11 protein-coding genes are annotated in these 12,144 nt (G+C 45.0%); 10 read left to right on the top strand and 1 reads right to left on the bottom strand.

Going from position 1 to position 12,144, the window contains the following annotated elements; translation table 11 throughout:
- Window positions 1–803: 803 nt before the first annotated feature.
- From rpmH to LDO73_RS17945, 7 genes are all read left to right on the top strand, one after another.
- Complete coding sequence (gene rpmH / locus LDO73_RS17975; RefSeq protein WP_004906236.1) at window positions 804–947, top strand: 50S ribosomal protein L34; 144 nt, start codon at window positions 804–806, stop codon at window positions 945–947.
- A gap of 18 nt (window positions 948–965) precedes the next feature.
- A complete protein-coding gene (gene rnpA, locus LDO73_RS17970; RefSeq protein WP_006660612.1) occupies window positions 966–1,325 on the top strand; it encodes a ribonuclease P protein component in 360 nt (119 codons plus the stop codon).
- Window positions 1,289–1,549 carry a membrane protein insertion efficiency factor YidD gene (yidD, locus tag LDO73_RS17965; protein ID WP_006660611.1) on the top strand — a complete coding sequence of 87 codons (261 nt, stop codon included), beginning with the start codon at window positions 1,289–1,291 and terminating at the stop codon, window positions 1,547–1,549. Before rnpA ends, yidD begins: the two co-directional genes overlap by 37 nt.
- Window positions 1,550–1,551: 2 nt before the next feature.
- Complete coding sequence (yidC, locus tag LDO73_RS17960) at window positions 1,552–3,213, top strand: membrane protein insertase YidC (RefSeq protein WP_224059640.1); 1,662 nt, start codon at window positions 1,552–1,554, stop codon at window positions 3,211–3,213.
- 111 nt (window positions 3,214–3,324) lie between these two features.
- The gene (gene mnmE, locus LDO73_RS17955; RefSeq protein WP_224059639.1) at window positions 3,325–4,689 is read left to right on the top strand and encodes a tRNA uridine-5-carboxymethylaminomethyl(34) synthesis GTPase MnmE; all 1,365 of its coding nucleotides are present in this window, start codon (window positions 3,325–3,327) and stop codon (window positions 4,687–4,689) included.
- A gap of 162 nt (window positions 4,690–4,851) precedes the next feature.
- On the top strand, window positions 4,852–5,109 hold the full coding sequence (locus LDO73_RS17950) for a helix-turn-helix domain-containing protein (protein ID WP_224059638.1): 258 nt from the start codon (window positions 4,852–4,854) through the stop codon (window positions 5,107–5,109).
- Entirely contained in the window at window positions 5,109–6,428 is a 1,320-nt protein-coding gene (locus tag LDO73_RS17945; protein ID WP_224059637.1) for a type II toxin-antitoxin system HipA family toxin, read from the top strand. The genes LDO73_RS17950 and LDO73_RS17945 overlap by 1 nt, the downstream gene beginning before the upstream one ends.
- A gap of 8 nt (window positions 6,429–6,436) precedes the next feature.
- On the opposite strand, the gene fdhD is transcribed toward LDO73_RS17945, so the two are convergent.
- Complete coding sequence (gene fdhD / locus LDO73_RS17940; protein WP_224059636.1) at window positions 6,437–7,267, bottom strand: formate dehydrogenase accessory sulfurtransferase FdhD; 831 nt, start codon at window positions 7,265–7,267, stop codon at window positions 6,437–6,439.
- A gap of 175 nt (window positions 7,268–7,442) precedes the next feature.
- On the opposite strand from fdhD, the gene fdnG reads away from it, so the two are divergent.
- From fdnG to fdoI, 3 genes are read left to right on the top strand one after another with little or no spacing between them, the layout of a single operon-like run.
- Complete coding sequence (gene fdnG, locus LDO73_RS17935) at window positions 7,443–10,490, top strand: formate dehydrogenase-N subunit alpha (RefSeq protein ID WP_224059635.1); 3,048 nt, start codon at window positions 7,443–7,445, stop codon at window positions 10,488–10,490.
- Window positions 10,491–10,501: 11 nt separating this feature from the next.
- Window positions 10,502–11,446, top strand: a complete 945-nt coding sequence (gene fdxH, locus LDO73_RS17930; protein WP_224059634.1) for a formate dehydrogenase subunit beta — start codon at window positions 10,502–10,504, stop codon at window positions 11,444–11,446.
- Entirely contained in the window at window positions 11,443–12,099 is a 657-nt protein-coding gene (gene fdoI, locus LDO73_RS17925; protein WP_224059633.1) for a formate dehydrogenase cytochrome b556 subunit, read from the top strand. Before fdxH ends, fdoI begins: the two co-directional genes overlap by 4 nt.
- Window positions 12,100–12,144 lie beyond the last annotated feature (45 nt).

Below are 12,144 nucleotides of genomic sequence, written 5' to 3'. Positions count from 1 at the left end.
GTTGGACTCCCCTAACAAGGTCAATGAAACAAGAATTACGGATTTCGTTAAGAATTTTTTTACTGGCAACTATTCCATTAGTCACTTTTCGTGGTCACTAAGAGAATAGGGGGCCAGAGAAGGTGTTTGACTAACGTTTACTCACCATATCTATCCACAGAATATTCCTGATCCTCCGATCAGAAATAGACCTGCGATCATACCGCAAAATTCACTCAAGATCTCCATTCTTTTACACAGTTTTTATGCTTTTTATCCACAGGCAAATGTGATAAGGCGGCTCTGGTAGGGGAGAATTTTGCTGGGAGATCGCGGGCAACGACAAATTTTCCACATGTCTGGGGATAACTTTAGACTATATATAGAAATTATCTCCCAAGATCAAAAAATATTTTCGGATCCCGCTAAGATCCTTGCGCTTTAGGGAGGAGTCCGTATAATCTTCCTCCCTGTGTACACTGCGAATGTCACTTTTTATGATGAATTTAGGCAGCATGGTTTTATGGGTAACGTCAATAAACGTTTGAGTTGATTGAAAGTTAAACTGTTAGACTTGCTTGAAAGGCAGCATAAATGAGTTCCATACGTAGCTTGTCACGGCACATATCGGCAAACCGGTCAGCCAGGTTTAAATAAAAAGTGGTTTGATTACGTCATTTTATTGACGTGACCCCCTATGTTTTATTACAATCCTGCCTCTTTCTATATTGTTGCGATAGAGGCACAGGTGTAAATCAGTTTCCACTGGTTGCCAACGCGTTTACTGAATCAGTAATAAATTTTAAAGTTAGGTAGAAATCGTTATGAAACGCACTTTTCAACCGTCCGTACTGAAGCGCAACCGTTCACACGGTTTCCGTGCTCGTATGGCCACTAAAAATGGTCGTCAGGTCCTGGCTCGCCGTCGTGCTAAAGGCCGCGCTCGTCTGACCGTTTCATCTAAGTAATAAAGCTAGCCCTCTATAGTGGTTACGCTCGCATTTACCCGGGAGTTACGTTTGTTAACTCCCAGGCATTTCGACAATGTCTTCAAGCAGCCGCAGAGGGCGAGTTCCCCAGAGATAACAATCCTTGGTCGCCTTAACGAGCTGGGGCATCCCCGCATCGGTCTTACCATCGCCAAAAAAAATGTTAAACGTGCTCATGAGCGTAATCGTATCAAGCGATTAGCCCGTGAATATTTTCGTTTGCATCAACATGAGTTGCCTTCAATGGACTTTGTGGTTCTGGTTCGCAGAGGGGTAGCCGATCTCGACAATCAACAGATTACGGAATCATTGGATAAGTTATGGCGTCGTCACCGTCGCTTGGCTCAAAAGTCCTGATCATGCTGATCAGAGGTTACCAACTGGCTATTAGTCCGTTGTTAGGACCTCGTTGTCGTTTCAATCCCACATGCTCTAATTACGGAATTGAGGCATTGCGCAGGTTTGGTATGCTAAAAGGTAGTTGGTTAACTGCCAAACGCGTATTAAAATGCCACCCTTTACACGCTGGTGGAGATGATCCTGTCCCACCTAGAAAAACTGATGATAATAGAGAATTATAACGATGGATTCCCAACGCAATCTTCTACTCATCGCTTTGTTGTTCGTGTCGTTCTTAGTTTGGCAGGCTTGGGAGAGCGATAAAGTTGCTCAGGAAACCAAGGCTGTTCAAGTTTCTCAGCAAAAGACGGACATGCCGAGCAGTGCAAGCAATGATGGTCAAGCGGTCACAGGTAGTGAACAAGGTAAGCTTATTGCCGTTAAAACCGACGTACTTGATATTCGTATCAATACTCGTGGTGGTGATATCGATGAGGCTGACCTGTTAGCCTATCCTGCAACCCTGAATTCACCAAACCCATTCCGTTTATTGGAAACCACACCAGGTTTTGTTTATCAGGCTCAAAGTGGTCTGATCGGTCCTCATGGTCCAGACAACCCAGCGAATAACAATGGTCAACGCCCTCTTTATACTTCAGATGCAGCAAGCTTTGAGTTAAAAGATGGTCAAGACGAATTACGTATTCCGATGTCCTTCACCGATAATAACGGTGTGGTTTATCAGAAGACGTACATTCTGAAGCGTGGCAAATACACTGTTGATGTTGAATACAACATTCAAAACCCAACTGCGCAGCCTTTAACTTTTGCGTTCTTCGGCCAATTAAAGCAAACCATCGCTTTACCAGAACAACGTGATACTGGCAGCAGTAACTTTGCTCTACATACCTACCGTGGTGCGGCTTACTCTTCTGATGAAAATAACTATAAAAAATATAGTTTCAGTGACATCGAAGATAAAAACTTAAGCCTGACAACCAAAGGTGGTTGGGTCGCGATGCTGCAACAATATTTTGCAACTGCGTGGATCCCAGCTTCTTCTGAGCAAAGCACTTTCTACACCATTGATCTCGATAAGAAATCAGCTATCGTTGGTTATAAGAGTGAACCTCTTACCATCGCATCAAATGGTGCTGCGACCTACTCTTCTACACTGTGGATTGGTCCTGAAATTCAGTCAGAAATGGCGGAAGTTGCTCCTCATTTAGACTTAACCGTAGATTACGGTTGGTTATGGTTTATCTCTCAGCCACTGTTCAAACTGTTGAAATTCATTCACGGTTTCGTCGGTAACTGGGGTATTGCCATCATCGTTATCACCTTTATCGTCCGTGGTATCATGTACCCGCTGACTAAAGCGCAGTACACCTCAATGGCGAAAATGCGTTTATTGCAACCTAAACTGGCTGCAATGCGTGAGCGTATTGGTGACGATAAACAACGTATGAGCCAAGAAATGATGGCGCTATACAAATCAGAAAAAGTAAACCCACTGGGTGGTTGTTTACCGCTGCTGATTCAAATGCCAATCTTCCTTGCGTTGTACTACATGTTGATGGGTTCTGTTGAACTGCGTCACGCACCGTTCTTTGGTTGGATTCAAGACTTGTCTGCACAAGACCCGTACTACATCCTGCCAGTGCTGATGGGTGTGACGATGTTTGTTATCCAGAAGATGTCACCAACTACCGTGACTGACCCAATGCAGCAGAAGATCATGACTTACATGCCAGTCGTGTTTACCGTGTTCTTCCTGTGGTTCCCATCAGGTCTGGTTCTGTACTATATCGTGAGCAACTTAGTCACCATTATCCAGCAGCAGGTTATTTACCGTGGTCTGGAAAAACGTGGCTTACATAGCCGTGATAAGAAAGCGAAGAAATAATCTAAATTCCAATCGAGTTTAGAGGGCTTCACAAAGCCAGATTCTATAGTAACATTGAGGCGATCCATTTAGGGTCGCCTCAATTTTTTTAGTCATAGACAGAGAAACATCATGCAAATCAACGATACTATCGTCGCACAGGCAACCGCTCCCGGTCGTGGTGGGGTTGGAATTTTACGTGTATCCGGCCCGCAAGCAGCCCTTGTTGCTGAAACAGTACTCGGAAAGTTACCGAAGCCGCGCTATGCCGATTATCTGCCATTTCGTGATGCAGATGGCTCTGTCCTTGACCAAGGGATTGCTATCTATTTCCCGGGACCTAACTCTTTTACTGGGGAAGATGTTCTTGAACTACAAGGGCATGGCGGCCCTGTTATTCTCGATTTATTACTCAGAAGAATTCTGACCATTGCCAATATCCGTATTGCCAATCCGGGGGAATTTTCTGAGCGTGCATTTTTAAATGACAAACTCGATTTGGCGCAAGCTGAAGCGATTGCCGACCTGATTGATGCGAGTTCGGAGCAAGCGGCACGTTCCGCGATGAACTCTTTACAAGGGGCTTTCTCATCTCATATCCATCAATTGGTGGAAGCGCTCACTCACTTGCGCATCTATGTGGAAGCGGCGATTGATTTCCCAGATGAAGAAATTGACTTCCTATCTGACGGTAAAATTGAAGCAAAATTAAACGAAGTAGTGGCAGACTTAGAAGATGTCCGTTCACAGGCTCGTCAAGGGAGCTTACTGCGCGAAGGTATGAAAGTGGTGATTGCCGGTCGCCCAAATGCGGGTAAATCTAGCTTATTGAATGCATTAGCGGGGCGCGAAGCCGCGATTGTGACGGATATTGCAGGGACCACTCGTGATGTGCTGCGCGAACATATTCATATTGACGGCATGCCATTGCATATCATTGATACCGCAGGTTTACGTGAAGCCAGCGATGAGGTTGAACGTATCGGTATCGAACGCGCATGGAAAGAGATTGAGCAAGCTGACCGTGTATTATTTATGGTGGATAGCACCACGACGGGTGCCACAGAGCCGCAAGAAATTTGGCCTGAATTTATGGCGCGCCTACCAGAAACGCTGCCAGTCACCGTTATTCGTAATAAAGCGGATAAAACGGGTGAGTCGATTGAGTTTGTCGCAGATGCGCGTTATCCATTGGTTCGCTTATCTGCTCGTGAAGAGAAAGGCATCGATTTGCTGCGCGATCATCTCAAAGAGACCATGGGCTTCAATAGCAATACAGAAGGCGGTTTCCTTGCTCGCCGTCGTCACTTACAAGCATTAAATAATGCCGCAACCCACTTAGCACAAGGCTATGACCAGTTAGTGAACGCTCGCTCCGGTGAGTTGTTGGCTGAAGAGTTACGCTTAGCCCAGCTCGAACTCAGCGAAATCACCGGTGAATTTACCTCCGATGATTTGTTAGGGCGTATTTTCTCAAGCTTCTGTATTGGGAAATAAGCGTTTTTTATAATATTGATTGAAAAACTTCTACACGGCTTAGCGTGTAGAAGTTGATTTACCTGCTACAGCGTATAATATTGATTTTACCTGTCATAGCGTGTAACCTAATATTTACCGGTTATAGCGTGTCATATTCTTGAGCTCAAGGTAGGTATCAAAATGAAAATCACCAATACTCGACAACTTAGCGCGTACATGAAAGATGTCAGAGAAACGAAAAAACTATCTCAAAGCAAAGTCGCGAGTAAAGTGGGTATTCGGCAAGATACCGTCTCCAGTTTTGAATGTTCTCCTGACTCTACAAAATTAGAAACTTTCTTTAAAATTTTATCCGCGTTAAATCTAGAACTCGATATTAAACCCAGAAATGAAAGTGGCTCATCCAACACCGACTCCGGATGGAAGGAGGAGTGGTAATGGCAATTTTGCATGTGTATATGAATGGTTATCTCGTTGGGGAATTTATTCATTCAAGTACCGGGGCTCATCAATTTAAGTATGATAATCATTGGTTAGAAATGCCGGGAACTCGTCCTATTTCTTTGTCAATGCCACTTCAACATAAGGAATACAAAGGGGACGAAGTCTATAATTTTTTTGACAATCTCCTACCGGATAATATTGAAATACGAAATCGAATTGTTAGTCGCCATCAAGCGAATTCAAATCAACCTTTCGATTTATTATCCAAAATTGGGCAAGATAGTGTGGGAGCTTTGCAACTAGTTCCTGCTGGGCAAACAGTGAGTAATGTAAAACAAATCGAATATAAGCGTTTATCCACTGAAAAATTAGAAAAAATCTTAACTGGATATAAAGCGAATATTCCATTGGGTATGATTGAAGAAGAGGATGATTTTAGGATCTCGATTGCTGGAGCACAGGAGAAAACTGCACTACTCAATTTAGATAGGTATTGGTGTCTGCCCCTGAATGCAACCCCAACAACCCATATTATTAAGCTCCCTATTGGTAAGATAGAAAGCCACTCATATTCAATTGATATGTCTGATAGTGTAGAAAATGAGCATCTATGTTTATTGATAGCAAAAGCATTCGGTCTAGATGTACCCCACAGTTTTATTTTAAATGTGGGTAAGATAAAGGCGTTAGCCGTTGAGCGTTTTGACCGTAAATATTCTTCTGACTATTCGTGGATTATGCGCTTACCACAGGAAGATTTTTGTCAAACCCTGAATGTTTCGCCAGCAATAAAATATCAAAGTCATGGCGGACCCGGTATTCAGGATATAATGGATTATCTACTGGGTTCAATAAACGCAGAGAAAGATAGATATCAATTTATGAAAAGCCAAGTTCTGTTTTGGCTACTTGCAGCGACCGACGGACACGCTAAAAATTTTTCATTGTTTATTGAATCGGAGGGGCGTTACCAATTAACACCTTTCTACGATATTTTATCGATGTATCCCAGTTATGGTGGTAGAGGGCTAAATCCTAGAGACGCAAAACTTGCTATGGGATTAAAAGGGAAAAAAGGGATTAAGTACGAAATAGAGCAAATTTTTCCACGACATTTTTTTGCTACCGCGAAAGCGGTTGGTTTTGACCGCACTGAAATGGAAAAGATCTTAATTGAGTTTGATGAGCAAATGGAAAGTGTAATTACGAAAGTTAGCGAACAGCTTCCAACAGATTTTCCTGAACATATTGCAAACTCAATTTTATCAGGATTACATCAAAAAGCTGCTCGATTAAAAAAAGGTTGGGATTAAAGTCGCGATCAATCCCTCACCCGGCTCGGATGGGTAAACACCGTGGCTTTACCTTGGCGACAAAAACCGACCAGCGTTAAATTTGCTTTCTCGGCGACTTCAATCGCCAATGACGTTGCGGCGGAAACCGCAAACAGAATTTCCGCACCGCAGCTTGCGGCTTTTTGTACCATCTCATAACTTGCGCGGCTAGAGACTAAAATCGCGCCTTGCTGCCAATCAGAGCGGCTTTTCATTCCGAGTAATTTATCTAGCGCGACATGGCGACCGACATCTTCACATCCACCCACTAATCGACCTTCAGGGGAGATCCACGCAGCAGCATGAGTGCAACCGGTTAATGCGCCAATTTCTTGAACTGTCTTCAATTCTTGTAGGGCGTTATCGAGATAAGATAATGAGAATGTTTGAGTGAATGGCAGCGGAGTGATAGGTTTAAATATCTCATCGAGCTGTTCTGTACCACAAATACCGCAGCCAGTTCGCCCAGTCAGATTACGACGACGCTCTTTGAGCGCCATAAAACGGCGGCTTGATAACTCAATATGAACTTCAATGCCTCGGTGACAACCTTGCACAATATCAATTCCGCGAATTTCATCACGGGATTGTATGATCCCTTCTGATAATGAAAATCCGACAGCAAAATCATCCAGATCTTTGGGTGTCGCCATCATTACCACATGAGATATCCCGTTATAAACGAGAGCGATAGGGATTTCCTCTGCAACGAAATCATTAACCAGTGAACCAAGGTTATTTTTTTGTTGCACGGTTGTGGATTGAACGCCGATCATTTTAGATAATTTAGGGTTATTTGTAGTATTTGTTTCATACATTAGATGAATTCCTATCACTAATGATACATAATATTCGATATGGGTAAAAAGAATTTACACCATTTATCAGGCAATGAACCTGAATACGTAAGGAAGACGTTGAATAAGAACAGTTTACCTCAAATTTTGTAACGAAGTTAGGTAAACATGAGCAATGTATATGAGGAGATCCCCCATGCAAGTCAGCAGAAGGCAGTTCTTTAAGATCTGCGCTGGCGGTATGGCAGGTACAACGGCAGCAGCGCTGGGTTTTGCTCCAGCAACTGCATTAGCCTCTACACGTCAGTATAAATTACTGCGTGCAAAAGAGACTCGAAATACCTGTACCTACTGTTCTGTCGGCTGTGGGCTGTTAATGTACAGCCTAGGTGATGGCGCGAAGAATGCGAAAGAAAGTATTTTTCATATCGAAGGGGACCCGGATCATCCGGTAAACCGTGGTGCACTCTGTCCTAAAGGTGCAGGATTAATCGACTTTATCCACAGTGAGAGTCGACTCAAGTATCCAGAAGTTCGCGAACCAGGCACTAACGAATGGAAACGCATCACTTGGAACGACGCGTTTGACCGCATCGCCAAGTTAATGAAAGAAGACCGTGATGCAAACTTCGTTAAACAGAATAAAGATGGTGTAACGGTCAACCGTTGGTTAACCACCGGTATGCTGTGTGCATCAGCGGCAAGTAACGAAACAGGTTTTGTAACCCAAAAATTTAGTCGCGCCCTCGGCATGCTTGCCGTGGACAACCAAGCGCGTGTCTGACACGGACCAACGGTAGCAAGTCTTGCTCCAACATTTGGTCGCGGTGCGATGACCAACCACTGGGTTGACATTAAAAACGCAAACCTGATCGTCGTTATGGGTGGTAATGCGGCAGAAGCGCATCCAGTCGGTTTCCGCTGGGCGATGGAAGCGAAAATCCACAATAAAGCAAAATTAATCGTTATCGATCCACGCTTTACCCGTACAGCGGCTGTGGCGGATTTTTATACGCCTATCCGTTCAGGTACCGATATTGCCTTCCTGTCAGGTGTTATCAAATACTTGCTGGATAACGAAAAAATTCAACGTGAATACGTTGAGGCGTACACCAACGCCAGCTTAGTTATCCGTGAAGACTTTGGTTTTGATGACGGCCTATTCACCGGTTACGATGCAGAAAAACGTCAATACGACAAAACTACGTGGAACTACGAGATGGATGAGAACGGCTTAGCGCTGCGCGATCCGACTCTGAAAAACCCACGTTGTGTTCTGAACCTATTGAAAGAGCACGTGAGCCGTTATACCCCAGAAGTGGTTAACAACATCTGTGGTACGCCAATCAAAGACTTCTTACAAGTCTGTGAGTACCTTGCAGAAACTAGTGCGAAAGACAAAACAGCGTCCTTCTTATATGCCCTGGGCTGGACTCAACACACCGTTGGCGCGCAGAACATTCGCACCATGGCGATGATCCAGTTACTGCTTGGTAACATGGGTATGTTAGGGGGTGGTGTGAACGCACTGCGTGGACACTCCAACATCCAAGGTCTGACTGACTTAGGTCTGTTATCTCAGAGCTTACCGGGTTACCTGACATTACCATCAGAAAAACAAACAACTTTAGAAAGTTACTTAGCGGCCAATACGCCAAAAGCGACCGTTGCTGGACAAGTTAACTACTGGAGTAACTACCCGAAATTCTTTGTCAGCATGATGAAGACTTTCTATGGTGACAAAGCGCAGAAAGAAAATAGCTGGGGCTTTGACCTGTTACCTAAGTGGGATCAGGGCTACGACGTTCTACGTTATTTCGAAATGATGGATAAGGGCGAAGTTAACGGCTATATCTGCCAAGGCTTTAACCCATTAGCCTCATTCCCGAACAAGAACAAAGTCTCGAAATCGCTTTCTAAGCTGAAGTTCTTAATTACTATCGACCCGCTGAATACAGAAACCGCAAACTTCTGGCAAAACCACGGCGAAATGAACGATGTGAAACCGGAAGAGATTCAAACGACCGTATTCCGTCTGCCATCTTGCTGTTTTGCTGAAGAAAACGGTTCAATTGTTAACTCAGCACGTTGGTTACAGTGGCACTGGAAAGGTGCGGACGCCCCGGGTGAAGCTATCAGTGATGGTGAAATCTTGTCGGGTATCTACCATCGCCTGCGTCAAATGTATGAAACTGAAGGCGGCGCAGCACCTGAACAGGTTCTGAGCATGACTTGGGATTACTTCGACCGCGATAATCCAACGCCGGAAGAAGTGGCTCAAGAAAGTAACGGTTACGCATTAGAAGACTTGAAAGATGCTGACGGCAACGTGATTGTGAAAAAAGGCGAACTGCTTAGCTCGTTTGCTCAATTACGTGATGACGGTACGACGGCTAGCGGTTGCTGGATCTTCTCTGGTAGCTGGACGCCGAAAGGTAACCAAATGGCTAACCGTGATAACTCCGACCCAACAGGTCTGGGTAACACATTAGGTTGGGCATGGGCATGGCCATTGAACCGTCGCGTGATTTATAACCGTGCATCTGCTGATCCAATGGGTAAACCATGGGATCCGAAGCGCCAAATCCTTGAGTGGAATGGTAGCAAGTGGGTAGGTATGGATATTCCAGACTACAGCACAGCAGCGCCAGGAAGCGGTGTCGGTCCATTTATCATGCAGCCTGAAGGTATGGGTCGCTTATTTGCACTGGATAAGATGGCAGAAGGTCCATTCCCAGAGCATTACGAACCAATCGAAACGCCGCTGGATACTAACCCGCTGCATCCAAATGTGGTTTCAAACCCAGCAGCTCGTGTGTTTAAAGACGACTGGGCGCAAATGGGTAAAGCGACGGAATTCCCATACGTGGGTACCACTTACCGCTTAACTGAGCACTTCCACTATTGGACGAAGCATGCGCTGTTAAATGCCATTATTCAGCCGCAACAGTTCGTTGAAATTGGCGAGCGCTTAGCGAAAGAAAAAGGCATTGAGCAAGGCGACACGATTAAAGTTAGTTCTAAACGTGGTTACATCAAAGCGAAAGCCGTGGTCACTAAACGAATTAAAACCCTGAAAGTGGATGGAAAAGACATCGATACCATCGGTATTCCAATTCACTGGGGCTTTGAAGGTGTTGCAGTGAAGGGCTTTATCACTAACACATTAACGCCATATGTGGGTGATGCGAATACTCAGACGCCGGAATTTAAATCATTCCTTGTCAACGTGGAAAAGGTGTAAGGAGATAAATTATGTCAATGCAATCTCAGGACATTATTCGTCGCTCTGCCACCAATTCCCTGACGCCCGCACCTCAGGTGCGGGACTATAAGGAAGAAGTTGCAAAGCTGATTGACGTCACAACCTGTATCGGCTGTAAAGCGTGTCAGGTTGCGTGTTCCGAATGGAACGATATCCGTGACAAAATCGGAACAAACGTTGGGGTGTATGACAACCCAACGGATTTAACCGCTAAGTCATGGACAGTCATGCGCTTCTCTGAAGTGGAAGAGAACGATAAATTTGAATGGCTGATCCGTAAAGATGGCTGTATGCACTGTGCTGATCCGGGCTGCCTGAAGGCATGTCCATCAGAAGGCGCAATCGTCCAGTACAAAAACGGTATCGTGGATTTCCAATCTGAACACTGTATCGGCTGTGGTTACTGTATCGCGGGTTGCCCGTTTGACGTGCCTCGTATCAACCAAGAAGACAACCGCGCATACAAATGTACGCTGTGTGTCGACCGTGTTGAAGTCGGACAAGAGCCTGCTTGTGTGAAAACATGTCCAACTGGCGCTATCCATTTTGGTAGCAAAGAAGACATGATTGGCATGGCTGGCGAACGTGTTGAAGAGCTGAAAACTCGTGGTTATGCAAACGCAGGTTTATACGATCCACAAGGTGTGGGCGGTACGCACGTTATGTACGTATTGCACCATGCTGATAAGCCGCAGTTGTATCACGGATTACCAGAAAACCCGACCATCAGCCCAACAGTCACCTTCTGGAAAGGTATCTGGAAGCCGATTGCTGCGGTTGGTTTTGCGGCAACATTTGCGGCGGCAATTTTCCACTATGTGGGAATTGGTCCAAACCGCGTCTCCAAGAAAGATGAAGAAGAGGCTCTAGAAGATTTGCATAACGCAATGTCGTCTGACACTTCGAAATCAAAAGAAGGGGAGGATCAGAAATGATGCCAGATGATAACGACAAAATTATTCGCCACAAACCGATTGAAAGGATCAATCACTGGGCGGTTGTGATTTGCTTCTTGTTCACGGCTATCAGCGGACTGGGCTTTTTCTTCCCATCGCTGAACTGGTTTATGAACATTTTAGGCACGCCACAACTGTCTCGAATTTTGCATCCATTCGTGGGTACGGCGATGTTCTTGCTGTTCGTCTTTATGTTCTTCCGTTATTTCCACCATAACTTCATTAATAAAGAAGATATCAAATGGGGAAAAAATATCGGTAAGGTACTGAAAAACGAAGAAGCTGGCGACGTAGGCCAATACAACCTCGGTCAGAAAGGGGTGTATTGGGTGGTCACTATCTGTTTACTGGCATTGGTTGTCACTGGTGTGATTATGTGGCGGCCATTCTTTGCGGACTATTTCCCAATTCCAGTGTACCGCGCAGCGATTCTTATTCACTCGCTGTCAGCCATTGGCTTGATCCTGATGATTGTTGTGCATGCGTATGCGGCAATTTGGGTCAAAGGCTCTGTGCGTGCAATGGTTGAAGGTTGGGTAACACGCGGTTGGGCGAGAAAGCACCACCCACGTTGGTACCGCGAGCTGGTTGCTAAAGAGAAACAGCAAAAAGAGCAGCAAGAGAAAAACTAAGCGTTTTTGTCTCGATGAATCAAGCCCACAACATGTTTTGTGGGC

Source organism: Providencia alcalifaciens (assembly GCF_915403165.1).
Classification (GTDB): Bacteria; Pseudomonadota; Gammaproteobacteria; order Enterobacterales; family Enterobacteriaceae; genus Providencia; species Providencia alcalifaciens_C.
Note: the sequence above shows the minus strand (reverse complement) of the source record. Positions and strands in the feature narration are given on the sequence as shown.

What these genes read in the sequence shown, in the direction of transcription:
- fdoI (WP_224059633.1), top strand. Translation starts at nt 11,443, where the DNA reads ATGATGCCAGATGATAACGACAAAATTATTCGCCACAAACCGATTGAA.
- LDO73_RS17950 (WP_224059638.1), top strand. Translation starts at nt 4,852, where the DNA reads ATGAAAATCACCAATACTCGACAACTTAGCGCGTACATGAAAGATGTC.
- LDO73_RS17945 (WP_224059637.1), top strand. Translation starts at nt 5,109, where the DNA reads ATGGCAATTTTGCATGTGTATATGAATGGTTATCTCGTTGGGGAATTT.
- fdxH (WP_224059634.1), top strand. Translation starts at nt 10,502, where the DNA reads ATGTCAATGCAATCTCAGGACATTATTCGTCGCTCTGCCACCAATTCC.
- rpmH (WP_004906236.1), top strand. Translation starts at nt 804, where the DNA reads ATGAAACGCACTTTTCAACCGTCCGTACTGAAGCGCAACCGTTCACAC.
- mnmE (WP_224059639.1), top strand. Translation starts at nt 3,325, where the DNA reads ATGCAAATCAACGATACTATCGTCGCACAGGCAACCGCTCCCGGTCGT.
- yidD (WP_006660611.1), top strand. Translation starts at nt 1,289, where the DNA reads ATGGCGTCGTCACCGTCGCTTGGCTCAAAAGTCCTGATCATGCTGATC.
- fdhD (WP_224059636.1), bottom strand. Translation starts at nt 7,267, where the DNA reads ATGTATGAAACAAATACTACAAATAACCCTAAATTATCTAAAATGATC.
- yidC (WP_224059640.1), top strand. Translation starts at nt 1,552, where the DNA reads ATGGATTCCCAACGCAATCTTCTACTCATCGCTTTGTTGTTCGTGTCG.